Source organism: Rathayibacter sp. AY1C6, assembly GCF_002931535.1.
Lineage (GTDB): Bacteria > Actinomycetota > Actinomycetes > Actinomycetales > Microbacteriaceae > Rathayibacter.
The window spans coordinates 1-25,370 of record NZ_PSWC01000024.1 but is presented as its reverse complement, the minus strand read 5'-3'; the positions used below and the strand labels follow the sequence as shown (position 1 = coordinate 25,370).

Genomic DNA, 25,370 nt, shown 5'->3' with positions numbered 1-25,370 from the left:
CACGACTGGTGGGTCACCCGAAGCTTTGTCGACAGTGTTCTGTGTGAATCGTAGCGATTGCCCAGGTGCGTAGACCGTTACGCCCGCATCACTTCGAGTCTGAGGGTTTTTTACTTTCTCCAAGTCTGGTCACCAAGGGGGGATTTGGCACACAGTTCCCAGAGATTGTTCTGTAAAAGCCAGGCGGGCAAGGCTCGGTGGACTTTGGCATCATTCCTCAACAATCATAACTTTTAGCGGACTAGGTTCGGTTAACGCATCGTTGATATTAAACAAGATTGCTATTCCGAAGGCCAAAACCAAGACAATAAAGCCAACGATCGTTAGCCAGGAGCGTTCTGAAACAACTTTCGCACTAGCTTCGTTTGCCTCAATTTCCTTACGCAGAATAGTTTCCAATAGATCAACAGGAGTGTAAGAGGTAGCATTGTCTAGGTAATTTTGAGTGGGGACGGCGTGGCCTTTGTCCGGTACTAAGGCCCAAATCCCTAGGGCAACCGCAACTCCAAAACCGAGCAATGGAATCCACATAAGATCTGTTGATAGGGTGCTTGCAGTTCCAACTAAACCGGCAGCGCCGACTAAAACTCCCGCGCGCGTCTGAGTTGCCGAAGATCGGGCGGAGGTCAAATCTCGCTCGCGTCGCGTCGCGTCGATCAGCATGCCCAATTGTTTTTCTAGCGCATCGGAATTGCTGCTGTGCCAAGTCAAGCCAGGACCTCCATTAACTTCGTGATTGGTGCCATCAAGCCGTTCTGCTGTCCTGCTGTGATCCCAATGACGCTGTACGCGCCTTCACGGCTCATTAGCTGAAGCTTGGCCGACGTCCAGAAACGTCGTATTCGTAAAGGGCTTTGTTGCTGTTGCGCTTTCGAATCGTCTGCACTGTTACATCGACATAACCTAGCGCAGAGAGCATGTCCGCGTACCATTTCTGCACAGGTACCTCGTGACCGGAAAAAGTGCTGTTTCCTACGATATAGGAGACGCTTCCACCAGGCTTGACGTGGCCGGCGGCGGCTTGGAAGTGAAGCCACATGTCGTAGTGGTACTTATGGACATACGCCGCGAGGACGGGTCCGCTTTTGCCACCATCGCGGGAGATGTTCTCGCAAACCGCGAGAAGCTGCGAGTCGATCGGCGTCGGATGCTCAGCAGCCCAGGAAGCGAGCTTGCTCGTCGCCGTTCCCCAGGTGCCACCGATGGCGCGCCAGTCCAAGTCACCCGCGTCACTGGGTGCGTCGAGATAGCGCGTCCAATACATATAAGGTCTGAGCTCTCGAATATACGACATGCGATTGCAATACGGTGGTGACGTGAGCACAAGGTCGGCTGGTTCAAGGTCGGCTAGGCCTGTGCGGGAATCTCCAAGTCGCACTGCGGCACTTCCGGCAAGGGTGGAAGAGGCCGATGAAGCTAGGTCAGCGGCACCGGCGAGGAAAAGCGCAATTGTTGCATCGTCATCAGTTGCCTTGAAGCGGGTCCCAGGCGCTATATCCTTGAAGCTCATGCTTTGATGATTGAATGCGGCTGAGCTGCTTGCGATGAGTGTGCGGCACAGCAATATCTCTAGTAGGTCGCGAATGTCGCCATTGTAGGTGTCGATGCTCGCCCGAAGCGTGCGCAGACCGTGGAGGGATCCAGGGCTCCACCAGCGCTCGATTCGAAAGATATCAGGCTGCCAAAGGCGGTCTCGTGCAGGAAAAGACTGAGCGGTATCAACTACGTCTGAAACTGCCCCAAGAAGAGTCGCCTCAATATCCTCTTGATAGTCGCGAGTTTTCGCATTTCCAAGCCATACAAGAAATGGATTCACATCGACTGATTGCCCCAGGTGGCCGTACTCCGCTGCTGCAAGGGGAGTGGTTCCAGTGCCACTAAACGGGTCTGTTACAACGGACCCTGGTTCGAGTAGCTCGAGCCGTTCGCGCACTACCTTGACACCGTAGGCGGGGGTAAGACGCAGCCAACCATGTCGACCCACCCCGGCGTTGGCGCGAAAAGTCATGTACTCGTTACGCGCAACACTATCTCGCGCAACTCGTTCAAGAATAGTCATTTTGCTTCCAAAAGGTGTTTGAGGACCACGTGCGTTTCTGTGCGTAGTACCGAGGCGTTGCGCTCAAAAAATGCCGCGAGGTCATAACCCACAACATTCTTGAAAAAGGCAAAAGTCGATGTCATTGTGTCGGCGGTGCCGGTCGTGCCAGCGAGGACAGCCCATCGACCCAACGTATATCGATTTCGAACAGTCTGATTGATTTGCGTGCTCATGATGGCAAGTACCGGGAGATATCCGTGAGCTACGGCCTGTACGGAGGAAGCCAAATCTCCATTTTGACGCTTACTGTCGGCGCTCTTGTAGCCTTGACGGACTTCTAATACGGCACCACGGAGAGGTACCGAAATCTTGAGGGCCTTTTGCTGTTCAGTAATCCAATTTCTAAGACGCTCGGCTGCCGCTGTGTCCTTCACGGCGTCAATTTCGATACGGCCATCCAATGTGATCAGTCGTACTGCACCCCCGTATGGAAACTCGTAGCTCCATCGAACTTGTTCCTCGGACAGGGCGAGCTGGTCGCGGAGTACGTGGCGGACCAATCGCTCGCTTCCAATGCCGAGTTGCCGGTAGAGCGAGGTCATCCCGCCAGCGGCCTTGTGTGCGGCGAACATGAGTGGCGAGTCAAAACCCATCCAGTGGTACAGCGGGTCGGACCCGTAGAGGCTCGTGAATCCGTCAAGGTCAACCTCAACCCCTCCACCCATCTTGGGGAGGTAGCCGGAACTGGTGCGCAAGGGAGACATGAGCACCTCTCGGTATTCGGCGTCATGGTCTGTCAGCGAGGGCACGTTGATCACTCTAGGTGGGCTCGCTCTCACCCTCTGCAGCCTTCGGGTGCTGAATGTAGGACGTGATCGCGTCGCGTCCGCTTGGGAATCTTCTGCCGGCCGTCCTGCGCGCAGACTGAGCCCATGACGTCGACAGAGGTGTTGAGCGCGCGAGCGCGCGACGACGCGCAGGTAGAGGCGCTGTTCAGCTCGGGGTGGCTGGCGTTCATCTCTGCCGACCGCCTCGCGGAGGAGCACCTGCCGCAGGTGCGCGAACAGTTCACCCGGTTCGAGCTCGTGGTCCTCGATGAAGACGTGCCGGTCGCTGCGGGCTGGGCGGTGCCGATCCGGTGGGACGTCACCCGGGAGGGTCTGCCTGCCGGGTACGGCGACTCCCTCCGCCGGTCACTCGAGGAGGAGGGCGAGGCGACGACCCTCGTCGTCTGCGCCGCGCAGGTGCACCCGGACCGCACCGGCGCCGGCCTCGCCGGGACGCTGCTCGGCGCGTTCCGCGACCTCAGCATCACCGTCGGCTACGACCACGTGATCGTGCCGCTGCGCCCGACGATGAAGCCGCGCTACCCGCTGACCCCGATCGACGTCTACGCGGCCTGGACCCGAGAGGACGGGCTGCCGCTGGACCCGTGGCTGCGCACACACGTGCGAATGGGAGCGACCATCCTCGACGTCGCCCCGCGATCGCAGGTGATGACCGGCACGGTCGCCCAGTGGGAGGAGTGGACCGGAATCGCCCTGCCGGCGTCAGGGGAGTACGTCATCCCCGGCGGCCTCTCGACGCTGCGCGTCGACCGCGACGCGGACGAGGGGATCTATGTGGAGCCGAACATCTGGGTGCAGCACCGCTGAGCCTGCGGGTGCTGCTCACGGCGAAGTCCCCACTTCTCGACCGCACCGCCACAGTAGAGCCACCAGCGTGCTGCCCGAACGTCATCCGAGCCGAACGCTGCTGCGCAGCTCACCTCCGCTCCACGTCTCAAGAACCCATCGATCGGGACCGGGCGACGCGCCCACTGCTTCCCCGGCCGCTTCCCGGGCCCGCTCGGCGCAGCCGTAGATCCCGATGACATCCGGCGTCTCGGCCCAAAAGGCGCTTCGCAGAAGTAGGTAGTGCTCCCCGTCGATGCTGATGCTCACACCACGGATCCTCGCTGGCCGCAGAGCCCCGCGATGGGTCCGGCACAAAGTGCCACTTCGATGGCGCGCGTCCCGTAAGGGGATCGATCTGCGGGACGCTTTCAGCGGACCGCTCGGAGGGGCTTGGCGTCGTCATCGCGTGCTGGTGATGTCGCCAGGGTCGACCGCAGGTCTTCTCGTGCTCGTTGGTAGCGGGTACGTGCGGTGGACGCGGGGACGCCGAGGAGGTGTCCTGCTTCGGTGATGGAGAAGCCGTCCCAGTGGATGAGGTGGACGAGTTCGGCCTGTTCTGGCGCGAGCCTGTCGATCGCGTCGCGCACGTCGACTCCTTCGTCGGCTGGGCGTCCCTCCGTGGGAGCGGTCGCGAGGACGCCGCGGAGCCGGCCGGAGAGGTCAGCTCGTCTGCTCTCGGTGCGAGTGCTGTTCGAGAGGACGTTCCGGGCGATGCCGAACAGCCACATCCTCGACTCCTCCGCGGTGCGGGGGAGGGCGCTGACACGGCGCATGCGGTGAGCATGACGTCCGCGAGCGCGTCGGCGGCGTCCTCGAGAGGGAGGCGGCGTTGTAGGTACTTGAGCAGGTCGGGCGAGGCGACGCGCAGGGCCTCGGTGAGTTGCTCCGCCTCATCGATCTTCCTGCGGGTCACCAGGTCGCTCCGGGGCAGTGGGCTTCGCCGGCGATGCTGATGTTCGCGGCGTCGACGTCGACGTTCTGCGCAGTGAGTTCGGCGTCGAGGGCGTTGCTGATGATGCGTCCAACCGCGGTCGAGTACTCCCGGTCGGCGTTGTAGAACTCGGTGCCGTAGCCGGCCGACGTGCGGGATCCGTCAGCGTTGATGAAGGATTGGTCCTCGGTGCGCAGTTGCGCGACGGTCTCCTCGAGCGCACCGTCGCTGAGGAGAGCGTCGATGTCGGTCGTCTGGTAGAAGTTCTCGACTACGGCGACGGCCGCCGGATCGGTCCCTTGAACGTCTCCCATGCGCTCCTCGCATTGGACACCGCTGGGCAGCGAATAGGTGATCGAGGCGTCCGGCGTCTCCGCCCACGGCGACCACGCGCCCGTCGCCGCGGCGGCCGCTGTCGCCATGCCACCGAGTAGTACCAGCGAAGCGACTCCGGCGACCGCAGGACGGGCCCAGCGGTGGCGGCTGACGCGGGCCTCTGCCGCCGCGAGCTGTTGCAGCTCGGCCAGCTCGGCGGCGACGTCGTCCGTCACTGTCGATGTGCGGGGGCTGGACTCATTCAGCAGGACGTCCAGGGGGTCTCGGTCAGGGGCGGCAGTCATGACGGGCTCCTTCGAAAGCGGGTTCATCCTGTACATGTCCACCCGACCCGCAAACGTCTGCCGCAGCACGAAATCGGCTCGCCGCCCTCGTCAGGGCGCCGGCGACCACGCCGGACGTCAGGTCGCGAGGGACGCGGCGAGCTCGGCGGGCGCTCCGGCGGAGCGGGGCTGCCACGACTCGAAGACGCCGTAGGCGATGATCCGCTCCGCGGTCGACAGCAGCGGATTGCAGCTCGTCATCGTGATGAGGCGGTCGGTCGGAGCGACGTCGCTCGTCCAGGGGACCGGATCGATGACCTGCACTTCGGAGGGCTGCACGTATTCGAGGTTCCGGAACCGGTAGGTGTACCAGCCGTCGGCGGTCTCGATGTAGATCGCATCACCCAGTTGCAGCTCATCGATGAGGTGCATTCCTCCGCCGGCGGCGGAGCGGTGCGCGGCGATCGCGAAGTTCCCCACTTCGCCGGGCATCTGCGTTCCCGGGTAGTGGCCGATACTGCCCACGTCGAGCACGTTCTCCGCGTCGACGCCCTCAGCGATCGTGCGCACCCACCCCTCGCCGTACCGGGGGATATAGAGGTTGCCGAACGTGGTGTCTAGAGCTGCGACTGGCGCGATCACTGGGTCGCCGGGGGCGGCCGGCTCAGCACTCGGCTCGGACGGCGCCTCAGCGGACGGGGCGTCATCACCCCAGCTCTGGCGCAGCTCGGCCGCTTGATCTTCCTGCCGGCCCGCGATCACGGCGTCGTTCCACCACAGCTGCCAGGCGAGGAACAGCAGAACGAGGACCCCTGCGGTCATCAGCAGCTCGCCGAGGACGCCGAAGAAGGACAGGCGGCGACGAGCCGAACGGCGTCGGCGCCGCGACACGTCCACGGATGACGAAGCGGTCATGCGCAGGAGTCTAGGTGTGCCGCTCTCACCGGCATCGCTACGGGAGACGTCTCGTGCGGGAATCGTTCGACGGTCCGACGTTTTGGGCCACTGCTCGTTCTCGCGCGCCGTCGCCGTCCCTTCCGCTGCCTGCCCTGACCCACTGGCAAGCGCGTCACCGCAAGCGAATCGCGTCGCAGTGTTCAGCCCGGAGTGCACCGGGCCGAACGATCAGATAGCGACGGACGGTGTAGTAGCTGCTCCATCCGGCGTGTTTGTGCGAATACTCGGGTTCCGGGTGCGTGACGGGTAGACGAGGGCTAGACCGGCAGCTGCAATCCAGCACGCCGTCCAGAGGCCGTGTCCGGGAGTGCCGTCGGCGCTGCCCCATTCGACCCAGAAGAATCCGGGGTCTGCCACAGGGCAGGCGAGAACAACTGCTGCAACCGTCGCTACCCCTGCGGGAACCTAGGGAACGAGGCGTGCGACCACCAGAGCTACAACGACGAGAGCGAGGGCACCCCAGAGATACAGAAGGGGCATGAGGTCGTACGACGACATGGCCTCAGCGCAGGACGGGTTCATTTCATTCCATCTAGCGCCCGTGCATGGCTGCCAGTAGGACGACGTCGCCCAGGTCACCCACAGCGCGACGCCCATGAGCGTAGCTGCGCACGCCAACCGGACTAGAGCCTTAGTGTGCTGGCGTCGCCCCATGCTGAAAATGCTAGTCCGCCGACCGTCCCGGTGGACGATCGTTCATCGGTGCACGCAGACGCGACACCGAGCGCCTGTCGTTCCTCACGGTCGCCTGCACAGCTCGTCGCTGCGTCCCAAACCTCGTGCAGATGACCGTGAACGTTCAGGTCTTCGAGTTCGTCTGCACAACCGACGTGAGCGCGCCGGAATCGTCAGCCGCAGTAGTGATGCTCGAGTACTTCACCCCTCGAAGAAGTAGTGCAGCACTCACCCCGCCGACTACAGCCGCCACGACACCGAGACCGACAGCGATCCCCGCCGTCATCGGATCACCCACGACGGCAGCTACGCCGGCCGCAACAACCCACGGAACGCTCGACCCTACGGCCGGCCCAATAGGGCTGATCAGCGGGGACGACTCGGTGGCTCGTCCCGACCGCAGAGTGATCAGAATCGCCACGAATCCTCCGGCGACGGCAGCCAGGGCACTGACCCCACCGATAATGGCGCCCACCATAATCAAGTAGGCGAAGGCGCCCCACCCGCCCTGTTCGCGGAAGTCGGAGTTACCCGTAAGGACCAATCCCAGACCGAGCAGCGCACCCAGCACCACGCCGACGGGTACAGCACAGAGAGCGGCCCTCCGATGAAGATGGACGATTTGCCGCATGTAGCCACGTTAGCCGGAGAGTCTCCCGGTCAGCGCAATGGCCGTCCCGTAAGAGGATCGTTCACCGATGCGGATCTGACCCGAGTGGTCCAGCGCGCTCCTGCCGTTCACCCGTTGGTCCGATAGTGATGTTGTGCAGACGCTGTCGCTCAAGGCTTCCGCAGCGATCGCGGGCGCAATCACTCTCCTCGCCCTCGTCGCGGGCGTCTTCCTCGACGGATTCTCGTTCGCGTGCAACGAGTCCCTTCCGGCTCAGTGCACGGGGTTTGACGTCGCGTGGCCGGCTCTGTGCTCTGTCGCCCTCGCGACCCTTGTTCTCCTGGTCGTAGCGATGCGCGCCAGCAGGCGCTCTCACGCTCGATGGAGGTGGCTGTTGCTCGCCTTGGGCGTGGTCGGCGCCGTCACCAGCTGGGTTCTCGCTCTGCGTACCGCCATGATCATCGGTTGAGCAGCCCACGGCACGGTCGAACGACCGCTTGTTCCGTATGGAGATCGTTCATCGGGGCGAGGGGGCGGTGGCCTTCGCTTCGACCGTGTGGATCTAGCTCAGGTTCACCTTCGAGTTCTATGTTGAGCCCATGAAGCGACTCGCGACGTCAGGCCAGTTGGTTGGATGGACAATCGCCTTGCTCGGGGCTGCTGGTGCCGCCGCGTTCCTGGTGCACTGGAGCTCGTGCCTCGGTGGCCTGAACGAGGGTTGCTACAGCGCCACACAGTCAGACTTCACGTGGATCGCCACAACGATCGTCTGGGCCGTCGCCTTCCCGCTCGTGATATTCGGCGCCTTCGTACTCTCGCCAGGACGACCCGTCACGCTGATTGGTGTTGGGCTCCTCATGGTCATCAACCCCCTCACCGACCCTGGAGCGTTCTTTCTCCCGTGGGATGTCGCGGACACCTTGCCCTTTACCGGCGTCGCCACGTCGCTAGCTGCTGTGACTGCAGGTGTCCTCCTGGCCGGATCTTCCTACCGAGCCCGTCGGCCCGATCACAGCCGAGTCGGGAAGCCAGCGCCCGCTGACGTCGCCTACTGACCTTCGATCGGACTTGGGTCGTCCCGTTAGGGGATCGTTCACCGGTCGCGTATCCAGCTACGGGCAGCGGTAGGTCTTCGCGAAGTCGGTTGCCGTGAACTGCCTTCCCTCGGTCATAGAGGTCAGTGACGGGCAGATGTCGTTGTTGTGCGCCGCCGCTACGAAGGGGGTCGCTGCTTGTGGGACGCAGCCGTAGTCCTGGTCGGGCTGGTCGAGGATTCGCAGCTGACCTGTCTCCCCGGCGGCGAGGTGAAGATCGGACCAGGAGCAGGACCAGGTGAGTGAGGCTCCGGTGTCGTTGGTGATGCTGACGTAGTGGGAAGGGCCATGCACTCCGAACAGCAGATCACCCACCCACAGAACCGCGGCCGCCACGACGGCTAGAGCTCCCAGCGCGATCGACAGTCTCACCAACCGTCGTTGGCGGGGTGGTGTCTGCCGGTCCGGCGAGAGTCTGCTCGGGTCCCAACTGTCCAGGCGTTCAACCACGGCGTATCCACCCCTCGGCGCGACGTGAAGCGGCCTCGACCGCCGCCGAGCTCGTTACCTTGAGTTCTCCCACGGGAGAAAAGTAGGCGTGACGCGGCTCTCACCACGAGGAGCTACCGACTCGCGACCGAGAGTGTCCTGTAAGGGGATCGATCCGCGGGACGCTTTCAGCGGACTGCTCGGAGGGGCTACTGCTCGTCTTTCCGGGCTGCTCGGCCGACGAAGTGCACGGACCGTCGAGCGTCGACGAGTTCGCGCTTCTCGAAGTGGCGAACGACGAAGGCTCCTGCGACGAACGAGTAGCCGATGCCCTCCGCGATTCGTGTGAGGACCGGGATGGTGCTGATGATCTGTTCGACGGTGGGTGATCCGTTGGCTTGGTAGGGGGCGATCCAGAACGGCACGATCGTGCCGAAGACGATGCCCAGGAGAATCCCGGCGACACCGATCCAGAACATGGAAGTGGACGAAAGTGCTCTGAGCATGGGATCCCCGGAATGTTCGGTGGGCGAGTCGAGAGGCGCCGCTGTCGGACGCGCCGTCCTCGCTCACGGCTGATCGGTCTGGTTACAGGCGCAGGTTGAGCGCGGCGAGGACGGTGACGAGGCCGGCCGCGACGACGACGACCGTCAGTGCAACGCGCCCCGCCGTACGGCGGAGAAGGCCGGTCATCGTGGCGGCGTCCGCCACGCGAGTCGCGATCACGAGGTCAGGAACGCCGGCCGGCGGTTGCGGTGGCGTCGTGGAGTCGTCTTCGCTGGCCGGGACGCTCACGGTCTGCTGAGCCGGCTCGATCCGATCGGGCAGCTTCTTGAAGCGGCCATCATTCGATTCGCCCACAGCGACCTCCCCAGCGGTCGCCGCATCGCGACCCTCCTTCGTGACTGTAGCCGTGCAACTCCATTGCGTCAGCGTGAGCGCGTAGCGGCCTGGAGCTGGAGACTGCTGCGGCGCACGTCTCCTCTCCACTCCTCGAGCGTCCACTGATCGGGTCCCGTAGAGGAACCTGCTGCTTCCCGAGCGCGCTGCTCGCTGCCATAGATTCCAACGACGTCGGTGGCGTCTGCCCAGAGGGCTGTCCTGAGGAGGAGGTAGTGCTCACCGTCACTGCTGTTCTTCACGCCTCGGATCCTCGTCGGTTCCGACGTCGTTCGGTCACCGTGGCGCGAGGTATCACAGTGCTGGCGCGCGTCCCGTATCGGGATCGACCACCGGACGCCCTGCTCCTTCGTCGAGAGACGGAGGATGACCGGTTGATCGTTGACGTTTTGCACCGCGGCTAGTGCGCCACGGCGGTCCAGTTCGTACGCTCAGCACATGACTGTTCCGGGGAACGCGCGGAGTCGACGTCGGCAGCTCCTGATGTGGGTTCTGGCTTCGCTGGTGGTGTTTGCGCTGGTGACTCTTGTTGTCGCCTTCGTGGCAACCCAGCTCAACGCTGCTGCTTTCGCCAGACGCCCGGAGATCGAGAACTGGGCTGACCCGAGCAGGGGAACATACACGCTCGGGCTCGGATGGGGCTTGGTCGCCGCCGCAGTCACCGTCGCGGTCGGCGTCACCGTCGATCGTCTGCGGTTGCGCAACGCAAGGTAGAACGGCGTCCCATATGGGGATCGTCGTCCGGACGGTAAAACTACCCACTGCTATCCAGCGTCCGGTAGGGGGTCGTCAACCGGTCGCACGCGAGTTGCGTGCGCCGCCGCGGCGTGGCGCGGGCGGGGCCGTCTCGTTAGACCTGTCCGGTGGTGATTCCGCTGAGGGGGCGTGAAACGGGGCAGGGAAGGCCGAGCGCCAGGCCGGCTTGTCTATCCCGGGTTGGGTGGTTGCGGGGCTGTGTCGTTGAGGCGGCGATAGTAGGCGACGTCGAGCGCGCTGAGGTGGGTGAGGAGGCGTCCGGCGCGGTCGTGCATGGTCATGGAGCCGTCGTGGAGGCTCGCGATGGCGCCGACGCGGTGCAGCATCAGCACTGTGTCGAGGCGTTCGGCGTAGTGCAGTTCCAGGAAATACACCAGCGGCGGATTGCCGGCCCGGCCTGGGGTGAAAAGGGCGGTGGGCTGGTGTCGGGTGACGCCGGTGTCGCGGTTGAGCTCGCGGAAGATGTACCGCTCGCGCAGCCACGGCCCACCGAGGATCATCGCGACGAGGACGACGACCCCGGTGATGACGAAGGGGTTGAGAAGAACGGCGAGGTCGTTGCCGGTCATCATCCGAGCATGTCCCGGGGGCGGTCGCGGTCCTCGGCTGCTTCGGTGTCCGCGGCCAGCTGCGCGACTCGCGCTTCGATGTAGACGGTGCGCATCGTGGCGTCATGGTCGAGTTGCAGGACTTGCAGGAGGCGGTGCAGTTGTACGGTGCCGGCCGAGGTTTTGCCGGTCAGGATGCGTCGGACGGTGCGCGGTCGGAGCCGTGCGAACACGGCTACCTTCTGTGCGCTCCAGCCCTGCGCCTGCACGGCTGTGGTCAGTACCGTGCCGAGCGCGGTGTCAAAGTGCTGGGGCGCCAACCCGATGAAGTCCACTCAGCCAGGCTAGCCATGCGATTCGTACGCGAACGTGGGTTCAGAGGACGGGTGGTGGCGACCCGTCCGGTGGGGAGCCAGGTGGCGGGGCGTCTAACGAAGCAGTTGGAGCCGCTCGTCAGGTTCGGTCGTTCGTCGTTTCGTCGTCGCCTGTTCGGTCTGGCGAGTTGGGGGTGCGGAGGGGCCAGGCGGGCCACCAGCCGTTGTCGAGTTGGCGCAGGGTCGTGGTGGCGTGTTCGAGGTCGTCGGTGGTGAGGTCTCTGTCGGGGGCGCCACTGCTGCCGGTGTAGCCGCTGCCGTCAACGGCGTGGAGCTGGGTGTGCAGCCACCGGCGACTTCCGAGGGGGTACGTCTCGCGGAAGCCGCCCGCGGCGATGGAAAGGACGGCTTCTTCGAGGCGGTCGGCGGCGGTTTCTGCTGATTCGTCGCAGGCATCGCAGGAGCAGTTCGGCAGGGTGGCGCGGAAGAAGACGCCTGCTTCCACTTGGACTGATTCGTCGGTTGCAGTGACGGTGATCGGGGTTCCGGCGCGAGGCTGCAACCGGATCTGCTGTGTCCCGTCGTGGTCGAGGTGGCGGACGTCGACGGAGTACCAGCGGTGGAGGTAGTCGGCCAGGGCGTCGACGTCATGGCGTAGGGGTGCGAAGCGTTCTGGGTGGGAGACGCGGGAGTACGCGTCGTCAGGTGGGTGGTGGTCGGGCCAGCGCTGCCCGTATTCGATGACGTGGCCGTTGTCGTCGCGGAACTCGATGGGAGGGAAGGCGGCGCGTTGGAACGGAACCGGTGGAACCGTGAACGGCGGTGGAGTGACATCGTGAGCGAGCGCGGTGATTTCGCGGTCGTCGAGGTCTTCTTGATCCCAGGTGGACAGCATCTCGAGGAACGGTTCCCGCTGCTCGGGACGCTGCACCATGGTTCGCACGAGGGCGGCGACCGGAATGGAGCGGACGTTCGTCCCGATTTCCGGCTCGTTGGTGACTCGCCAGGTCGCCGCGGGATGCACCACCGCGATCACGTTCCCGACGAACCGGGCTGCGGCGTCGGCAATCTCTGGCGTCGTCAAGGCGGTCGGATGCTTGGCCAGGAAGAGCCACACTCCCGACACGTCACCAGCAAGGCTCTCTGGGTCCACGCCATGGCGTTGCAGGAACTGAACGAAGAGATCGAAGCCGTCGACAAACCGCACAGGAGTCGGAAGCTCTGTTGCGGGCCGGAACGTCGCAATCGCGGACGAACCCAATTCCGGCATCGACCCGATCTCGCCAGGGAACATCTGTGTTGTCATCAGCTTCCTCCCGCGCCATGAACGACTCCGACAGTGCTCACCATGTCAGCGCCCCGTCACTCTTCAGACGCTTGTAGCGCCGATGTGGAGGCGCGAAGGTAGGCGTACACCGTCTCCCGGCTGATGCCATATTTCTTTGCCAACGTCGTCTTCGGCACGCCGGCACCAGCCCGCTCGCGCAGCTCCGCGACCTGCGCGAGGGTAAGCGAGCGGGCGCGGCCTCGGTAGACGCCGCGCTGCTTGGCCAAAGCGATGCCCTCGCGTTGACGCTCCCGAATGAGTTCGCGTTCGAACTCTGCGAACGCGCCCATCATGTTCAGCAGCAGGTTCGCCATCGCGCTGTCCTCACCAGTGAAGGTGAGCTGTTCCTTGACGAACTCGACCCGGACCTTCTTGTCCGTCAGTCGGCGCACGAGCCGGCGGAGGTCTTCTAGGTTCCTTGCGAGCCGGTCCATCGAGTGCACGAGCACCGTGTCTCCGTCGCGGACGAACCCGATCATCTCTTCGAGCTGCGGACGGTTCACGTCCTTGCCGGAGGCCTTGTCCTCGAACACCCGATCCAGCGTCAGGCCGTCGAGCTGGCGCACCGTGCTCTGATCCAACGTGCTCACCCGCACGTACCCGACCCTCTGACCCGACATGCCGCCTCCGACCCCTACTTGTCCAGTTGAAGTCTAAGAGCCGCAGGGGCAAGTGTCAGACAAGGTCCGACACGGCCCTATTCGGACGCGCTTCGGCCATGGTGCCTGACGTCCGGTTGGGGTGTACCTCAGCTAGACGGAGCCCCCGTCACCCTCCGGTGCGGTCGCTCGCAGTGCGTGGCGGGCGCTGCTTCGCGCCTGGGTGGGAGGTGGGCGCTACGTGGCCGCTTCCTCCATTTCGGTGATGGGAGCCGTATGAGTGGCAGCGTGGAGGGTGTTCAAGGGAAGCAAGAAGAGACGAAGGAGTACATCATGCGCACCAGCACGAGCAACGAATTCGACACCAGCTCGGCCAACCGTCAGAACCACCCGGGACACGGCTTCCGCCGGTCCCGCATCGCTGCGGGCCTGCTCGCAGCATCACTCACCGTCGCAGTCCCGATCGTGGGCGCCGCGCCGGCCTTCGCGGACACCACAACTCAGACAACCACCGCCGTCGCTGACTCCGGCCGCGCCACTGGCGTTACCGAGGGAGCGAACAGCGGCGCTGCCGGTCAGTGCACATGGGGTGCGAAGGAAAAGTTCTTCGAGGCGACCGGGCTGCGTCCCGCCATCTACGGCAACGCCCTCGACTGGGACACCAGCGCCGCCGCGAACGGCTGGACTACCGTCCTGGATGCTCAGGCTCGCAGCATCGTCGTCTTCGAGCCCGGCGTGCAGGGGGCGGACCCCACCTACGGTCACGTCGCCTGGGTCGATTCCGTCGAGCAGCGCGCTGACGGCCTCTACATCAACATCACCGAGATGAACGGTGCCGCCGGACCTGGCGTCTACAACACGCGAACTGTGCAGGACGTCGTGGGCATGTCCTACATCCTGGCTCCGTAGGGTCACCGCAAGAGGCGCTCCGCGTCCGCGAGGGTGAAGGCGGGTGACCCATGGGCCGCCCGCCTTCACCCTGTCCGCGTACCTTCGGCCTCCCGATCGGTAGGCGTCGCTTGCACCGTAGAACGATGCGACGACTCGAACTCGGAGCGGATGGCAGGCGGCCTCAATCACTCACTGACGTCGCGATCGCTGTCCTTCGCGCTCTCCTAGGACGGTTCCTGGACTTTGGGACGGTTGATCGTGTCACCGTTCCACGACAGGTCGGAGTCCTCATCGACGGGGAAGGCCTCGAATCGGCCGTCAGTGAGGATCGCGCTTACGAGCGTGTGCGAGCCGGCGACGATGGTGGAGTCCCAGTCGATCTCGGTGGCGAGCACCCAGGCGTGATCTTCAGGCCAGAGTAGTTGCGGCGCTTCCTCGCCGCGGAGGCCAATCTCGGGACCCCATCCGGGTTCGGCAAGCTCCGCCATGCTCGTGGCGGCCAGTATGTAGTCGTATCGGTCAATGCTGACCGGCCTGCCGAGGAGGTTCTGGCCGGTCCCACCGACCCAGTACGCCGCGAGCGCATCGCCGGGCGTAGTGGTCGCCGAACTGAGGATGGGTGCGAGGGCGGCGAGTACTTGCGGATCGAGTCGTCCGACGTCACTTGTGCCGCCGCGCGGCTCGTCCCTGCCTAGGAGCCGTTCCCACTGGACGAGCGGGTGCATGACCTTGCCGGCAGTAGCAGCAACGTCCGCCCACCGCTGGCGTTCCCAAATGTCATCGCCGTCAGGTCGAGGGTGAAGGACACGGGCGTACGCCTCGAACCCGTATCCGGCGACCGAGCCGACTCGTGCCCAGCTTCGCTCTCGCTGCATGCGCAGCCCAAGCCATTCGGCCCGCTCGACATCATCTGTGATCTCCATGGCCATGACCCTGGCAGGCCGGCACGGCCACGCCAAGACGAGTCGTGGTCGACCTGACGCCGATCGGACGCCACGCCATCGAGCTGATGAACCGAGCTTGGCATCGTGGCGCGGCTGAGGGCGCGCCGTTCGGGTCGGCGCACCCCCGCCGGCGGGCTTGGCGCTCTCGCGTCACAAGCCAAAGATCGGCGGTCCAGGTCCCCGCTCAATCCATGCGGAATCATACACATCGGTTCCTGAGTGATCTGCCGAGCATCAGCCAAACGGGGGAGGGCGATGGGGATAGTGCGTGATGGTTGGTCGTTCAGGTCTGGTATCTCTGGTGAGCCGGGGTCGGGAGGACCTGTCGGCGGAGGGGAAGCGGTGGGGGCGTACGACGAGGCGGAGGATCTTCCTTCACCGCCGCGGCACCATCGTGGCGTCACCGTGGTCCTACTCGTTCTGCTGACGTCGGTGCTGGCCGGCGTCGTCGCTGTCTTCATGTTTGCGGTCGGGTCGCTCGATGACTCGACGTCGGGAGCGGTGCCGCCGTCGGGGAGTGGCCAGGAGCTGGTGTACGAGCTCGTGCCCGTGTTGAACGATGATCCGGCGATCGCGAAGCTTCTTCCCGCGAACACCGAGTCAGACAGTGCAGGCTTGCGCGATGCGTGCGGGGCGCTCGCGGACCGCGATTCGGAGTTCACGATCATCGACGGCGCGACACCTGCCACGTTTCGGGTCGCCCTGGACGCGGCCGCAGACGCGCCGGAGCCGCAGACTTGCTGGATTGGGTTCCGCTGGGTCAAGGACGAAGGCTGGCGCGCTTCCGCGATCCGTCACTGACCACAGCTGAGCGTGGACCACCGTCGGCGTCACGGCTTGTAGGGGGACCAGTCCTGTGAGGGAAGTTCGCGCAGCTCCTCGTTCACCCAGACGCGCCAGCACGTGTCGGTGCGCTCCTGAAAAGCGCCGCTGATGGTCTCGTGCGACCAGCCGTCACGCGATTGGATCCAGCGGACGAGCCAGACCATTTGACCGGCCAACGGCTCAGTGTTGCGCGACATGTGCTCATCATCCTGGACGTCTGCCCGCGCAACGTGTGCTCGTCAGTAGTGGAGCTGTGTGCTCCATCCGTCTCGGCCGCGACCGGTCCACTGGGTGTAGTACAGGCCGCGCTTGTTCAAGAACGGCCCCACGTAATCCAGGCCCGCCGGCCGGTCAGAGCTGGCGCGAACGAAGAAGTTCTCGGGGCCGAAAAGCGGAAGCCCGGTCTCGGCCAACGTGGTGCCGGTCCCGTCGAGAATCGTGAGGCGCCACTGGTCCTCGACGTACTCGACTGTCGCCATCTCGGCGGAGCTGAAGTCGATCATGCGCGGAGCATAACCACCGCACGTTACGCCTGGTGTCGTTTCGCTCGGGTGCGGCTTCTTCCCCTGGGAAGCGGCCCGACCCGGCATCCCCCGACGCGGGGCCGGGCCGCTACTCCCGGCTCAGGGGCCGAGCCGCATCCGAGCCGGGAGCACTGGGGCCGGAGCGAACGGCACTCCGTACATGCCCGACCATAGGTGCCGACTGTGCCCACGGGAGGAGGGTTGACGGCCCTGAGCAGCAGCCGGCGAGTGGTGCTCTCGGCCGCGCTGTGTGACGCGGCCGAGAGCAGAGCGACACCGACGACCCCTCGTCGGTCTGCCGCGCGCGGCGTCGAGGTCCCCACTTCTCAACCGCACCGCCACTTTAGACACGAAGTGCCGAGACGGTGAGCGTGAGCGGAGCGAGTCGAGCAACTCCTGTCAGCGCCGCTCGGCATCCTGACGGCTGGCCGCGCTTCGCTTGCGCAGCTCGCTGACTACCGACTTTGAGGCTGCCAGAAGGGCGCGCTCGTCTTGCGCGTCGGCATCGACTGGGACGACGACGAACGCGCTGTTGGCGTTCACCGTCATCCGTACTTCCATGACCTGCCCATCCACGCGCAGCGCGGGAATAGCGATCGACTCGGAGTGTCCGCCGGCGGCGATCGAACCGACGAAGGCGAGGAGGGCCGTGCACACGTCGTCGGTGGACGTGAACGTCGCGGAAGCTCTCATCCGTCGTCATCACCTACGCGATGTAGCGCTCCGGTGAGCGTCCGGCAGGGGCCGCTGATCGGAACTCTTCCCGAGGGGAGCATTCTCTGAGGCCATCCATCCGATAAGCGGCGCGATGCCGGAGGCGGGTGGCCGTCAGGAGTGCCCCGGAGGGGCATCCCGGAGGGACGCGCAGCGCTCTTGACGGTCGGCCGGCGCAGGCAAGAGTGAAGCGTCGGATGGACGGCCGGACCGCAGCCTGCGCGCACGTCGCGGGAAGGCAGAAGCCCCCGCGAGCGTGACTGCTCGAGCGGGGGCTTGCTACTCGACGAGGGCGGTCGTCGTGCGCGATCGACCTACTCGTTCGGCCACGACGCCAGAGCGTCATGGGGGACGATTGTCGGCACTCCGTCGACGGTCTGGATCGTCGTGCCGGGCTCTCCGAGTCCGGCGGCGTGCGCGATCGCCGCGAGGACCAGTCGCGTGTGTTCGAGGTCGAGCCCGGCGACGTCCTCGCGGAGGTCGACAGGGACACCCTGACCGAGCGACGACGCGATCCGCGCGACGCGCTGTTCGCCTCCGCTGAGCGCTCCGATTTCGTAGCCGAGGCGGTCGAAGTCGATTGCGCTCGTGTGCCAGGCGTTGTCGGTCTTCACCCACGGTGCTCCGGCGTACACGAGGCCCGATCGGATCAGCAGTTCGACGGCGGCCGCGAGCGGGTTGGACCCTTCCGCCCAGGCGCGGACCTGACCGTGGAGCGCGGAGGACTCGTCGTCGGTCATGCAGCGTTCTCGATGGACGCAGAGCTGTCGCTCTCGGTCGAATCGGCGGGAATTCCCTCCGCCGACGTTGTGCGTCGCGCGCGGGTGACGCGAGCGCGAGTCTGCTCGGGTCGCGGCACTCCTGCTGCGCGGAGTTCCTTCTCCGACCATCCGGCGGCGAGGGCGTCCGCCCACGCCTTGCTGTGTCGGTTCTGCGCGTCGCTGAGGGCGGCGCGTGCGGTGTCGGTGTCGTTGGCTGCGGAGACGATCGTGCGGACCGCCTCGACGCGCTTCTCGACGCTCTGTTCGAGCAGTCGGCGGGCGGCGTCGGCGGCGTCGTCAGGGTTCCTCGTGTGGTCGCTCATGCGGAAAGGCTAGCCGCCGCCGCCGTCATGCGGAAGGCGCGGACTCAAGCGTCTCGGGTTCGGCTTCGCCAGCCGAGACGCTCGGGTGTCCTTCGGACCCGAGTTACACCCAAGTCGCGCTCGGTGCGAAGATGGTTTGTGGAGCAAGCTATAGGTTTACCCGTGGTAAACCGCTCGCGCCCCTTCCGCTGCGCGGCCGGGTCGGCGCATACTGGTCGTATGGTCCCCGCCTGGGGGCGGGTTCGCTGCGCTGGGCCGGAAGGACGGTGAGGGTCGTGTCGGAGTCGTCACGAGAGGGTCGGTTGTTCGGCCGGCGCCGCCGCGCGAACGTGCCGGGTGTCGCTGCGCGGTCGAAGCGGTACGAGGTGTCGGTCACGCCCGAGGAGGACGCGCACCTGCGCGCCCGTGCCGAGGTGCTGGAAGTGACGGTGCCGCGGCTGCTGTTCGAGTCCGCGATGAACGCCCAGGTGCGCACGGACACGGAGTGGCGGTTGGTGGTTGCTGAGCTGTTCCGGGCGTCGAAGCTGTTGCAGAAGACGTCGGACAACATGAACCAGCTCGCGCGGTTCGCGAACAGCACGGGCCAGTTCCCGGCCGAGGCTGTTGAGGCTGCGGAGGAGTACCGGCGGGTGCGACGCCTGATCGAGGCGACGGCAGACCGGCTCGGTGGACGGTGAGAACGAACATCACGCGCGGCACGCGCATGCGTGGACTGATGGGCTACCTCGTTGGTCCCGGTAAGACGAACGAGCACGAGGAGCAGCACCTGATCGCGGGGGATTCCGCGATCATGGCTGAGTACGGGCATGAGATTCTGGATGGCGCTGCGGCTGCGGCGATCGCTGCGGATCTGGACCGACCGCGGGAGCTGTTCGGCGTCGAGGTGACGCGCAACAAGGTGCGCACCGACGAGAACGGCGAGGCGGTTCGGGACTCGGCCGGTGCGATCGTGAAGGATCGCGTGGCGGCGGATGTGTGGCATTGCTCGCTGTCGCTGGCGGCGGAGGAGGGCCAGCTCACAGACGAGCAGTGGGGCCGAATCTCGACCGACTTCGTGCAGCGGATGGGCTTCGCTGGCGAGGACATCGGCAAGGCCGATTGCCGGTGGGTCGCGGTGCGTCATGGCCTGTCGAAGCACGGCAACGACCACGTGCACATCGCCGTGTCGCTGGTGCGCGAGGACGGCACGAAAGCGTCGGTGCACAAGGACTACGAGCGGTCGCAGACGATCAGCCGTGAGCTGGAGCGCGAGTACGGGTTGCAGGTCTACCAGGCGCCGGAGCGCGAGTTCCCGGAGCGCGGTGTGCGGCCGGGAGCGCGTGAGTCCGCTGCACGTCGCGGGCACGTCGAGCCGGACATGCAGCGCCTCGAGCGCGCGGTGCGCGCGGCCTCGTCCGCGTCGCAGGATGAGAGCGAGTTCGTTCGCCGTCTGCGTCAGGGCGGGGTGCTGGTGCGGCCTCGTTTCGCGACGGGCCGTGATGATGTGATCGCCGGCTATTCGGTCGCGCTGCGGCCGACGAACGGTGAGAAGGCGATCTGGCACGGCGGCGGCCGGCTCGCGCGCGACCTGACGTTGCCGGAGCTACGGAAGGGCTGGCCGGACCAGCCGGAGTCGGCGTCGGATGCGGCGTCCGAATGGCGCGCGACAGCAAAGAATCCCTGGAAGTACACGCCGGTCAACCCTGGCCGGGAGACGGCAGAGCCGGCCCCCGAGCTGTTCGAGGCGTACGCCGCGGACATGGACCGTCTGCACGACTACATCAGGTCCGTGGACCCCTCCGACAAGGCCACGTGGGCGCACGTCGCTCGCGAGACGGCCGGCGCCTACGCGGCGTGGTCCCGTCGAATGGAGCCCACCCCGGGACCGCTCGCTGACGCTGCGCGATCGCTCGCCCGCTCGGCGCACCTTCGGGCGCACGAGACGCGCCCGCGGCCCGCGATGATGCCCTCGACGGCGGCGTACTCCGCACTGATCATGGCCGCGGCGGGGAACAAGAAGAATGCAGCCGCGGAGCTGCTGCTGCTGAACCAGTTCGCGCGCTTGACGCACGCGGTCGCGTCGGCTCACAAGGCAGCCGGTGATGCGCGACGGATGCGCGAGCTGTCACAGACGTTGCGGGGTCAGTTGTCCGCTGTTCGCGATGGCTACCAGGGCGTCGTGAAGGCCGAGAAGGTCGCGGAGAACGAGCGGGCCTGGCAGGCGCTCCCGGAGGAGCTCAAAGACGTTCGCCGGCTGTCCCAGACCAACTTCGGGTCGGGCAGTCCCGTGCCCACGAAGCTCACCAAGGCTGACCGGGAGCGCGAGGAAGCGATGCTCGCGGACCGCGCCCGACAGTCTCGGCAGGGACCTGACCAGGACCGCGGCGACCGTGGCCGATAGACGATTCACCAAGGCAAGGGGAGGAAGTCATGAGTGACGACGACGAGGTAGGCCAGGAGGTCGGTCAGAACGTCCGGATCGCGTTGACGATCGCGATGCAGATGGGCGAGAAGTTCGCCCGGCTGCGCGAGGAGCTGGCCCGCGACGCGCAGGCACGCTCCGCCGCGCAGGCGCGCGAGCTGTCGGCCCGTTTCGACGCCGAGCGCGGCGCTGCACGCGCAACGTTGCAGGTCGTGGACCGGCCCGACTGGTGGGAGAAGGCGAGCATCCAAGACATCTCGAAGGTCGCGGAGACGGCGCAGGCGTGGAAGAACCACGACCCGATCGCGGAGCGCGCGTCGGCCGTCGTTCAGCGCGAAGTGTTCGAGCGCTACGGCGTCGACACCGCCGTGCTGCGCGACGCCGCCGGTCAGGCGAAGTCGGAGCTGGACCGGGCGAGGGAATGGGCCACCAACTCCGCGCCGGAGCACTACCACCGCCACGACGACGACCGTCTCACCATGGACATACGCGGCCGCGCAGAGCCGGACGTGAACGCGGAGCGCGCTCTGATCACCGACTACCGCGCGGCGCTCGCGGGCGACGCCGGCACCCTCGAACTCTCCGCGGCCGAGGAGTGGAAGCGCGACACCGACCCGGCCGGGTTCCAGGACTACCGCGTGCAGACGTCGATCGACTGGAACGACGGAGAGTTCCGCACTGCGGACCCCGCGGCCGTCGCTGCTGCACGAGCCGCGCTGGTCGAGGAGTGGAAGGACACGGTAGCTCCCGAGCGTGCTCGAGCGGGAGCGGAGGTTACGGAGGCACAACTACTGATCGCGGAAGCCGACCGCCTCGACCGCGCGAACGACGCCCGCAACCAGGAGGCCGCTCGAGAAACCCCCGGTGCGTCCGACGTCGACAACGGGCGCGCGGAGATGGCTGCGCAGCTCGAAGCGCGCGCGAGCGACTACGACCGCGACGCGGCCGCCGGTGGCACCGCCAACGCGACTCCTGACGAGCTGCGCGAGCTGGCCTCCGACGCGCGCGCTCAGGCACAGCTCTTCCGCGACGACGCCCCCGCAGAGCGCCAGGAGGCCGCACAGGGCACCGGAGGCCCGTCCACGGAGTCGGCGCCGCCCGCGACGGATCCGCGCGCGTCAGCGTCGCGTGAGGCCGGAGAGATCGCTTACGACAGTGCCGAGCGTCGACAGTCGACCATTCAGGCGATGGAAGCCAAGGGAGTCCCCCCGCACGTCATCGAGGCGCGGATGAGCGCCGACAGCGCGCACGCCACCCCGCCCAGCGCCGCGGTGACGTCGAAGGCTCCGATGAGCACCGTCCCTCAGACGCGGCGCGGTCGTGGCCAGGGGCAGGGCGCCGATCGCGCGGACCTGAGCCGCTAGCCGGAGCGTCGAGAACGAAGAAGGGGAGCACCGGACGGTGCTCCCCTTCTTACGTCCTCAGAGCGCCTCTCAGGCGTTTTCTCTGGATGGGCGCTGCGTGTACAGCGGCGGTTGTAGATCGGACGGGAAAGTGCCTTCTACCGGTGCCGTGTAAGGCAGCGGTTCACCGAGCCGGTTCTCGTCCGTCGAGTCAGCGAACGGCCCGTCCGCAGAGAGTAGGACGCTCATGTGCGGATCGCAGTGGTTGATCCACCACGCACTCATCCCGGCTTTCGGGTCGGCGCGTGCGGCCTCCCAGGCCCGCCACAGCGCCTCGATGCGCTGTTGTGCTTCCTTGGACTCCCACCAGGCTGCTTTCCACCGCAGACCTGCACCGGAGCCCTGCGCCATCACTCGGCGCCGGTAGGTGCCGATGAGCTGCTTGCGCACGAACTCATCCGCCGACCCGAAATGCGTCGTGGGCTCTTCGCTCTCCGGGGCACTCGTCGCCTCGTCGGCCGCTGACGCAGGCGCGGCCTCGTCGTCCACGCCCCCGTAGAAGTCATCGCTCATGAGTCCGTCACCGGCGTGAAGCCGTGTCCCTGCTCCGGGGCCGGCGGCGGCGTCGGTGTCGGCGCTGCGCCAGGTCGGTGGTTCGCGATGGAGGCGTTGATCGCGGCCACGAGCGGCTTGGGGCCGTCGAACCACGGCACCGTGCGCAGGATCGCGGCACGCGAGCCCGAGGACATCAGGATCGCCCGCCCGATCTTGCGCCCCTTCTTGGGCGTGGGGAGGTTCGCGAGCTCCGCGACGTCGAGGATCAGTTCGCGCTTCAACGCGCTGGTGGTCGAGCGCACGCCCTTGTTCATGCTCGCGGAGGTCGTCTCGCGGTCGTAGGTGCCGATCAGCTCCGACACCATCCGCAGGAACCCCGTCTCCGAGATTCCGCCGGCGTAGATCTTCGCGTTCGCGGCCGACCACAGCTTGTCCATGCCCTCCTTCCCGAACACGCTTACGCCCTGTGACCAGGACTGGAACACCGACATGATCGGGATCCCCCGCGAGCCGTAGTGGCTGTAGAGGTCGGGGAGGTCGCGCCAGCGGCAGACGTTCGCCGCCTCGTCGAGGACGCCGAGCATCGGGGTCTGCATCCGGCCGCCGGGCGACACCGCGGCCAGCTCCTCCGCGGCCTCGACCGTTGCGGCGGTGAGGGCGAGGACGAGGGGGCCTGCGCTGCCGGCGCCCTCCTTGGACAGGCTGTAGAGCGTCCCGGTGGAGCGGACGAAGGCGGCCGGATCGAATTCCGGCCGGGTGTCGTTCTCGCTGGTGCGGTTCACCCACTGGCGGGTGCCGGAGTCCTTCAAGCAGGACGCCATGCGCCGGGCAGTGGAGTACACCGATCCGCGCTCCCGGTGCTCCAACCGCGTCGCGCCCTGCAAGCTCTTGGCCATCAGCGGGAAATCGCTCGAGGCCAGGATGTCTCCGGCCGTCTCGTCGCCGGGTTTCGTCGTCCACTCGTAGACGTCCGTGATCGGTCGGCCATCGAGGGCCGCGGCGAGCAAGAAGCCTGCCAGCAGCTCGCGACCGGACGGCTCGAAGTGCGCATCCGAGCGGGCGCCGACCTCGCTGGATCCGGACGCGAAGTGCTGCGCGAGCTTCGCGGCCTTGGTGTCGTCGGTGACGTAGGAGAGCGGGTTCCACCACCACGACGGCGGCTCAACCGCGACGCGCTGCGGGTCGAACACCCACACCTGCCCCCGTGCTGCGCGGAGGTCGCGGGTCGCGTCGAGCACGTCGCGCTTGTTCGAGGTCGTGACCACGGACCCGGGAGCGCCCGTGATCGCGGGGATGACGAACGAGGTCGACTTGCCCACGCGGGGGCCGGCGAGCAGCAGCACCATGTCCTCGAACGAGGCGTAGAGAGGTCGACCGTCGCTGAGCAGGTCACCCAGAGGGACACCGAACGAGTCGGTCACGCCCAGTCGGGCCGACTTCTCCTTCGCCTCCTTCCCGCGCATGTGGCTCATCTCCGCGGAGGTCGCGGTGTGGCGGGCGGTCCAGTCGATCGGGGTCCGGTTCTTCTTCCCGCCGTTCTTCGCGATCAGGAACAGGGTGCCGAAGAACACGACCACGGCGCCGATCCCGGCGACGATGAGCGTCGCGGTGCCTGGCCAGACGAGTCGGCCGCAGAACACGTCGACCACGACGGAGAAAAAGTTCGACGGGTCGGTGTCCATGTCGGGATTCACGCCGTCGACCTGGGACCCGACGCGGACCGCGATGTAGATGGTCAGAGCGATGATCAGGACACCGCCGGCCGCGAACGCGACTCCGAAGCCGTTACTGGCCTTCCCGGGCTCTTTCCGGCGGTTGTTCGTGAGGCTCATGGTGCGGCTCCTTCGGTCGGTGCGGGGCTGGTGAGAGTGGTCTGAGCGGGGATCGCGTGCTGCACCTGTGCGGTGAACGCGAGGGTGGCGGCCGTGGCCACGAGGACCGCGACCGCCAGCAGCCCGGCGACCGCGCCGATCTGGCCGAGCGGACCCCGCAGCAGCGCGCCCCCGGTGCGGGCGGCGATCACGACGTCGCCCGCTCGAGCAGCGGAACGGATACCGGCAGGAACCGGCGCGGCTCGCACCGCTCGTAGATCGGCCCGTCGTAGGGGGCCGTCGTGTCGTCGCTGGTCGCCTGCCGGCTGGTGCCCCAGGTGAGGAGGGCCTGGCCGTTGTCGGCGTACTCGACCGGCAGGTCCGTCATGTGGTCGGTGTGCGGGAGCGTCGTCGTCATCGAGCAGCCCCAGAGGTAGCCGTCGTAGACGACCGTCGACGCGCAGCTCATGCGATCACCCGGTCCCACTGTCCCAGGCGACGAAGCCCGCCATGAGGGCGACCCCGGTCCAACAGCCCGTGAGTAGAAACCGATCGCGCTCCGCCGCCCCCCCGGCGGCGGGCGGCGATCACGCTGACGATCGCGGCGCCGGCCGCGCCGAGCGCGACGCAGCTCGCACCGAGGGCGACGAGGACGCTCACGGCAGAATCTCCACCATGACCGGATCGGTCGCCAGGGGCTCGTTCGCGCGGCCTGCGCGGCTCGTGGTGTGCCAGAGCTTGTTGGTGTCGTTGACGTCCTTCTCCGCCGCGGTCAGGTGGACGCGGACGGGGATGCCGGGACGGCCGCCCACCTTGATCAGG

Annotated in this window: 33 protein-coding genes; 8 read left to right on the top strand and 25 right to left on the bottom strand. The window is 66.2% G+C overall.

Annotated features, from left to right (window positions below; all coding sequences use genetic code 11):
• Nucleotides 1-210: 210 nt before the first annotated feature.
• The 3 genes from C5D36_RS16645 to C5D36_RS16640 all read right to left on the bottom strand — a co-directional run bounded on the left by C5D36_RS16645 (nt 211) and on the right by C5D36_RS16640 (nt 2,850).
• Nucleotides 211-711 (bottom strand): hypothetical protein, encoded by a 501-nt coding sequence (locus C5D36_RS16645; RefSeq protein WP_146082822.1) that lies wholly within the window; start codon nt 709-711, stop codon nt 211-213.
• A gap of 94 nt (nt 712-805) precedes the next feature.
• Nucleotides 806-2,059 carry a DNA methyltransferase gene (locus C5D36_RS13735; RefSeq protein WP_104227077.1) on the bottom strand — a complete coding sequence of 418 codons (1,254 nt, stop codon included), beginning with the start codon at nt 2,057-2,059 and terminating at the stop codon, nt 806-808.
• Nucleotides 2,056-2,850, bottom strand: coding sequence for a hypothetical protein (locus C5D36_RS16640; protein ID WP_146078852.1), 795 nt, complete (start codon nt 2,848-2,850; stop codon nt 2,056-2,058). The genes C5D36_RS13735 and C5D36_RS16640 overlap by 4 nt, the downstream gene beginning before the upstream one ends.
• A 123-nt stretch (nt 2,851-2,973) precedes the next feature.
• On the opposite strand from C5D36_RS16640, the gene C5D36_RS13730 reads away from it, so the two are divergent.
• Nucleotides 2,974-3,696 (top strand): hypothetical protein, encoded by a 723-nt coding sequence (locus C5D36_RS13730; protein WP_104227078.1) that lies wholly within the window; start codon nt 2,974-2,976, stop codon nt 3,694-3,696.
• Nucleotides 3,697-3,777: 81 nt separating this feature from the next.
• Here C5D36_RS13730 and C5D36_RS13725 read toward each other — a convergent pair whose 3' ends face one another.
• From C5D36_RS13725 to C5D36_RS13705, 5 genes are all read right to left on the bottom strand, one after another.
• On the bottom strand, nt 3,778-3,984 hold the full coding sequence (locus C5D36_RS13725) for a hypothetical protein (RefSeq protein WP_104227079.1): 207 nt from the start codon (nt 3,982-3,984) through the stop codon (nt 3,778-3,780).
• A 101-nt stretch (nt 3,985-4,085) separates the two neighbouring features.
• On the bottom strand, nt 4,086-4,490 hold the full coding sequence (locus tag C5D36_RS13720) for an RNA polymerase sigma factor (RefSeq protein WP_258062788.1): 405 nt from the start codon (nt 4,488-4,490) through the stop codon (nt 4,086-4,088).
• 136 nt (nt 4,491-4,626) lie between these two features.
• Nucleotides 4,627-5,268 carry a hypothetical protein gene (locus C5D36_RS13715; RefSeq protein ID WP_146078851.1) on the bottom strand — a complete coding sequence of 214 codons (642 nt, stop codon included), beginning with the start codon at nt 5,266-5,268 and terminating at the stop codon, nt 4,627-4,629.
• 117 nt (nt 5,269-5,385) lie between these two features.
• Entirely contained in the window at nt 5,386-6,162 is a 777-nt protein-coding gene (locus C5D36_RS13710; RefSeq protein WP_104238310.1) for a class E sortase, read from the bottom strand.
• 841 nt (nt 6,163-7,003) lie between these two features.
• Complete coding sequence (locus C5D36_RS13705; protein ID WP_146076974.1) at nt 7,004-7,510, bottom strand: hypothetical protein; 507 nt, start codon at nt 7,508-7,510, stop codon at nt 7,004-7,006.
• Between the two features lie 578 nt (nt 7,511-8,088).
• Between C5D36_RS13705 and C5D36_RS13695 the strand changes: the two genes are divergently transcribed.
• On the top strand, nt 8,089-8,544 hold the full coding sequence (locus tag C5D36_RS13695) for a hypothetical protein (RefSeq protein WP_104224249.1): 456 nt from the start codon (nt 8,089-8,091) through the stop codon (nt 8,542-8,544).
• A gap of 57 nt (nt 8,545-8,601) precedes the next feature.
• Here the strand turns inward: C5D36_RS13695 and C5D36_RS13690 are convergent, their stop codons facing one another.
• The 3 genes from C5D36_RS13690 to C5D36_RS13680 all read right to left on the bottom strand — a co-directional run bounded on the left by C5D36_RS13690 (nt 8,602) and on the right by C5D36_RS13680 (nt 9,873).
• A complete protein-coding gene (locus C5D36_RS13690; protein WP_146078503.1) occupies nt 8,602-8,877 on the bottom strand; it encodes a hypothetical protein in 276 nt (91 codons plus the stop codon).
• A 344-nt stretch (nt 8,878-9,221) separates the two neighbouring features.
• On the bottom strand, nt 9,222-9,491 hold the full coding sequence (locus C5D36_RS13685) for a hypothetical protein (RefSeq protein WP_104224259.1): 270 nt from the start codon (nt 9,489-9,491) through the stop codon (nt 9,222-9,224).
• Nucleotides 9,492-9,600: 109 nt separating this feature from the next.
• Complete coding sequence (locus tag C5D36_RS13680; RefSeq protein WP_104227086.1) at nt 9,601-9,873, bottom strand: hypothetical protein; 273 nt, start codon at nt 9,871-9,873, stop codon at nt 9,601-9,603.
• 477 nt (nt 9,874-10,350) lie between these two features.
• Here C5D36_RS13680 and C5D36_RS13675 point away from each other — a divergent pair, with 477 nt between their 5' ends.
• Nucleotides 10,351-10,626, top strand: coding sequence for a hypothetical protein (locus C5D36_RS13675; protein ID WP_146078850.1), 276 nt, complete (start codon nt 10,351-10,353; stop codon nt 10,624-10,626).
• A gap of 212 nt (nt 10,627-10,838) precedes the next feature.
• Here the strand turns inward: C5D36_RS13675 and C5D36_RS13670 are convergent, their stop codons facing one another.
• The 4 genes from C5D36_RS13670 to C5D36_RS13655 form a co-directional block, all read right to left on the bottom strand.
• On the bottom strand, nt 10,839-11,237 hold the full coding sequence (locus C5D36_RS13670) for a hypothetical protein (protein ID WP_104227088.1): 399 nt from the start codon (nt 11,235-11,237) through the stop codon (nt 10,839-10,841).
• Nucleotides 11,237-11,551 (bottom strand): helix-turn-helix domain-containing protein, encoded by a 315-nt coding sequence (locus C5D36_RS13665; RefSeq protein ID WP_104227089.1) that lies wholly within the window; start codon nt 11,549-11,551, stop codon nt 11,237-11,239. Before C5D36_RS13665 ends, C5D36_RS13670 begins: the two co-directional genes overlap by 1 nt.
• 118 nt (nt 11,552-11,669) lie before the next feature.
• A complete protein-coding gene (locus tag C5D36_RS13660; protein WP_104227090.1) occupies nt 11,670-12,836 on the bottom strand; it encodes a DUF6226 family protein in 1,167 nt (388 codons plus the stop codon).
• Between the two features lie 56 nt (nt 12,837-12,892).
• Complete coding sequence (locus C5D36_RS13655; RefSeq protein WP_104227091.1) at nt 12,893-13,477, bottom strand: recombinase family protein; 585 nt, start codon at nt 13,475-13,477, stop codon at nt 12,893-12,895.
• Between the two features lie 312 nt (nt 13,478-13,789).
• On the opposite strand from C5D36_RS13655, the gene C5D36_RS13650 reads away from it, so the two are divergent.
• Nucleotides 13,790-14,365: a CHAP domain-containing protein gene (locus C5D36_RS13650; RefSeq protein ID WP_219812207.1), complete on the top strand. Its 576-nt coding sequence runs from the start codon at nt 13,790-13,792 to the stop codon at nt 14,363-14,365.
• Nucleotides 14,366-14,571: 206 nt separating this feature from the next.
• On the opposite strand, the gene C5D36_RS13645 is transcribed toward C5D36_RS13650, so the two are convergent.
• Nucleotides 14,572-15,270 carry a hypothetical protein gene (locus C5D36_RS13645; RefSeq protein ID WP_146078502.1) on the bottom strand — a complete coding sequence of 233 codons (699 nt, stop codon included), beginning with the start codon at nt 15,268-15,270 and terminating at the stop codon, nt 14,572-14,574.
• 363 nt (nt 15,271-15,633) lie between these two features.
• On the opposite strand from C5D36_RS13645, the gene C5D36_RS13640 reads away from it, so the two are divergent.
• Nucleotides 15,634-16,092: a hypothetical protein gene (locus C5D36_RS13640; protein WP_104227094.1), complete on the top strand. Its 459-nt coding sequence runs from the start codon at nt 15,634-15,636 to the stop codon at nt 16,090-16,092.
• Between the two features lie 29 nt (nt 16,093-16,121).
• Here C5D36_RS13640 and C5D36_RS13635 read toward each other — a convergent pair whose 3' ends face one another.
• The 5 genes from C5D36_RS13635 to C5D36_RS13615 all read right to left on the bottom strand — a co-directional run bounded on the left by C5D36_RS13635 (nt 16,122) and on the right by C5D36_RS13615 (nt 18,438).
• Nucleotides 16,122-16,313 carry a hypothetical protein gene (locus C5D36_RS13635; protein WP_104227095.1) on the bottom strand — a complete coding sequence of 64 codons (192 nt, stop codon included), beginning with the start codon at nt 16,311-16,313 and terminating at the stop codon, nt 16,122-16,124.
• Nucleotides 16,314-16,355: 42 nt separating this feature from the next.
• Entirely contained in the window at nt 16,356-16,619 is a 264-nt protein-coding gene (locus C5D36_RS13630; protein ID WP_104227096.1) for a hypothetical protein, read from the bottom strand.
• 420 nt (nt 16,620-17,039) lie between these two features.
• Nucleotides 17,040-17,333, bottom strand: coding sequence for a hypothetical protein (locus tag C5D36_RS13625; RefSeq protein WP_104227097.1), 294 nt, complete (start codon nt 17,331-17,333; stop codon nt 17,040-17,042).
• Nucleotides 17,334-17,668: 335 nt separating this feature from the next.
• Nucleotides 17,669-18,094: a hypothetical protein gene (locus C5D36_RS13620; protein WP_104227098.1), complete on the bottom strand. Its 426-nt coding sequence runs from the start codon at nt 18,092-18,094 to the stop codon at nt 17,669-17,671.
• Nucleotides 18,091-18,438 (bottom strand): hypothetical protein, encoded by a 348-nt coding sequence (locus C5D36_RS13615; protein ID WP_104227099.1) that lies wholly within the window; start codon nt 18,436-18,438, stop codon nt 18,091-18,093. The genes C5D36_RS13620 and C5D36_RS13615 overlap by 4 nt, the downstream gene beginning before the upstream one ends.
• 302 nt (nt 18,439-18,740) lie before the next feature.
• Between C5D36_RS13615 and C5D36_RS13610 the strand changes: the two genes are divergently transcribed.
• Genes C5D36_RS13610 through C5D36_RS13600 form a run of 3 tightly spaced genes read left to right on the top strand, consistent with a single transcriptional unit; the run spans nt 18,741 to nt 22,203 of the window.
• The gene (locus C5D36_RS13610) at nt 18,741-19,115 is read left to right on the top strand and encodes a plasmid mobilization relaxosome protein MobC (RefSeq protein WP_258062948.1); all 375 of its coding nucleotides are present in this window, start codon (nt 18,741-18,743) and stop codon (nt 19,113-19,115) included.
• The gene (locus tag C5D36_RS13605; protein ID WP_146079000.1) at nt 19,112-20,818 is read left to right on the top strand and encodes a relaxase/mobilization nuclease domain-containing protein; all 1,707 of its coding nucleotides are present in this window, start codon (nt 19,112-19,114) and stop codon (nt 20,816-20,818) included. Before C5D36_RS13610 ends, C5D36_RS13605 begins: the two co-directional genes overlap by 4 nt.
• Nucleotides 20,819-20,847: 29 nt before the next feature.
• Nucleotides 20,848-22,203 carry a hypothetical protein gene (locus tag C5D36_RS13600; RefSeq protein ID WP_104227101.1) on the top strand — a complete coding sequence of 452 codons (1,356 nt, stop codon included), beginning with the start codon at nt 20,848-20,850 and terminating at the stop codon, nt 22,201-22,203.
• Nucleotides 22,204-22,272: 69 nt separating this feature from the next.
• Here C5D36_RS13600 and C5D36_RS13595 read toward each other — a convergent pair whose 3' ends face one another.
• Genes C5D36_RS13595 through C5D36_RS13580 form a run of 4 tightly spaced genes read right to left on the bottom strand, consistent with a single transcriptional unit; the run spans nt 22,273 to nt 25,017 of the window.
• Nucleotides 22,273-22,755, bottom strand: a complete 483-nt coding sequence (locus C5D36_RS13595) for a DUF4913 domain-containing protein (protein WP_104227102.1) — start codon at nt 22,753-22,755, stop codon at nt 22,273-22,275.
• Nucleotides 22,752-24,569 carry a type IV secretory system conjugative DNA transfer family protein gene (locus C5D36_RS13590; RefSeq protein ID WP_104227103.1) on the bottom strand — a complete coding sequence of 606 codons (1,818 nt, stop codon included), beginning with the start codon at nt 24,567-24,569 and terminating at the stop codon, nt 22,752-22,754. The genes C5D36_RS13595 and C5D36_RS13590 overlap by 4 nt, the downstream gene beginning before the upstream one ends.
• On the bottom strand, nt 24,566-24,760 hold the full coding sequence (locus C5D36_RS13585) for a hypothetical protein (RefSeq protein ID WP_104227104.1): 195 nt from the start codon (nt 24,758-24,760) through the stop codon (nt 24,566-24,568). Before C5D36_RS13585 ends, C5D36_RS13590 begins: the two co-directional genes overlap by 4 nt.
• Nucleotides 24,757-25,017 (bottom strand): hypothetical protein, encoded by a 261-nt coding sequence (locus C5D36_RS13580; protein WP_104227105.1) that lies wholly within the window; start codon nt 25,015-25,017, stop codon nt 24,757-24,759. Before C5D36_RS13580 ends, C5D36_RS13585 begins: the two co-directional genes overlap by 4 nt.
• Nucleotides 25,018-25,370: the final 353 nt, after the last annotated feature.

Bases quoted from the DNA above. Each gene is read 5' to 3' on its own strand.
- C5D36_RS13735 (WP_104227077.1), bottom strand. From the start codon at position 2,059: ATGACTATTCTTGAACGAGTTGCGCGAGATAGTGTTGCGCGTAACGAG.
- C5D36_RS13730 (WP_104227078.1), top strand. From the start codon at position 2,974: ATGACGTCGACAGAGGTGTTGAGCGCGCGAGCGCGCGACGACGCGCAG.
- C5D36_RS13720 (WP_258062788.1), bottom strand. From the start codon at position 4,490: ATGCGCCGTGTCAGCGCCCTCCCCCGCACCGCGGAGGAGTCGAGGATG.
- C5D36_RS13715 (WP_146078851.1), bottom strand. From the start codon at position 5,268: ATGACTGCCGCCCCTGACCGAGACCCCCTGGACGTCCTGCTGAATGAG.
- C5D36_RS13710 (WP_104238310.1), bottom strand. From the start codon at position 6,162: ATGACCGCTTCGTCATCCGTGGACGTGTCGCGGCGCCGACGCCGTTCG.
- C5D36_RS13705 (WP_146076974.1), bottom strand. From the start codon at position 7,510: ATGCGGCAAATCGTCCATCTTCATCGGAGGGCCGCTCTCTGTGCTGTA.
- C5D36_RS13695 (WP_104224249.1), top strand. From the start codon at position 8,089: ATGAAGCGACTCGCGACGTCAGGCCAGTTGGTTGGATGGACAATCGCC.
- C5D36_RS13685 (WP_104224259.1), bottom strand. From the start codon at position 9,491: ATGTTCTGGATCGGTGTCGCCGGGATTCTCCTGGGCATCGTCTTCGGC.
- C5D36_RS13675 (WP_146078850.1), top strand. From the start codon at position 10,351: ATGACTGTTCCGGGGAACGCGCGGAGTCGACGTCGGCAGCTCCTGATG.
- C5D36_RS13670 (WP_104227088.1), bottom strand. From the start codon at position 11,237: ATGACCGGCAACGACCTCGCCGTTCTTCTCAACCCCTTCGTCATCACC.
- C5D36_RS13660 (WP_104227090.1), bottom strand. From the start codon at position 12,836: ATGACAACACAGATGTTCCCTGGCGAGATCGGGTCGATGCCGGAATTG.
- C5D36_RS13655 (WP_104227091.1), bottom strand. From the start codon at position 13,477: ATGTCGGGTCAGAGGGTCGGGTACGTGCGGGTGAGCACGTTGGATCAG.
- C5D36_RS13650 (WP_219812207.1), top strand. From the start codon at position 13,790: ATGCGCACCAGCACGAGCAACGAATTCGACACCAGCTCGGCCAACCGT.
- C5D36_RS13645 (WP_146078502.1), bottom strand. From the start codon at position 15,270: ATGGAGATCACAGATGATGTCGAGCGGGCCGAATGGCTTGGGCTGCGC.
- C5D36_RS13635 (WP_104227095.1), bottom strand. From the start codon at position 16,313: ATGTCGCGCAACACTGAGCCGTTGGCCGGTCAAATGGTCTGGCTCGTC.
- C5D36_RS13630 (WP_104227096.1), bottom strand. From the start codon at position 16,619: ATGATCGACTTCAGCTCCGCCGAGATGGCGACAGTCGAGTACGTCGAG.
- C5D36_RS13625 (WP_104227097.1), bottom strand. From the start codon at position 17,333: ATGAGAGCTTCCGCGACGTTCACGTCCACCGACGACGTGTGCACGGCC.
- C5D36_RS13620 (WP_104227098.1), bottom strand. From the start codon at position 18,094: ATGACCGACGACGAGTCCTCCGCGCTCCACGGTCAGGTCCGCGCCTGG.
- C5D36_RS13615 (WP_104227099.1), bottom strand. From the start codon at position 18,438: ATGAGCGACCACACGAGGAACCCTGACGACGCCGCCGACGCCGCCCGC.
- C5D36_RS13600 (WP_104227101.1), top strand. From the start codon at position 20,848: ATGAGTGACGACGACGAGGTAGGCCAGGAGGTCGGTCAGAACGTCCGG.
- C5D36_RS13595 (WP_104227102.1), bottom strand. From the start codon at position 22,755: ATGAGCGATGACTTCTACGGGGGCGTGGACGACGAGGCCGCGCCTGCG.
- C5D36_RS13590 (WP_104227103.1), bottom strand. From the start codon at position 24,569: ATGAGCCTCACGAACAACCGCCGGAAAGAGCCCGGGAAGGCCAGTAAC.
- C5D36_RS13580 (WP_104227105.1), bottom strand. From the start codon at position 25,017: ATGAGCTGCGCGTCGACGGTCGTCTACGACGGCTACCTCTGGGGCTGC.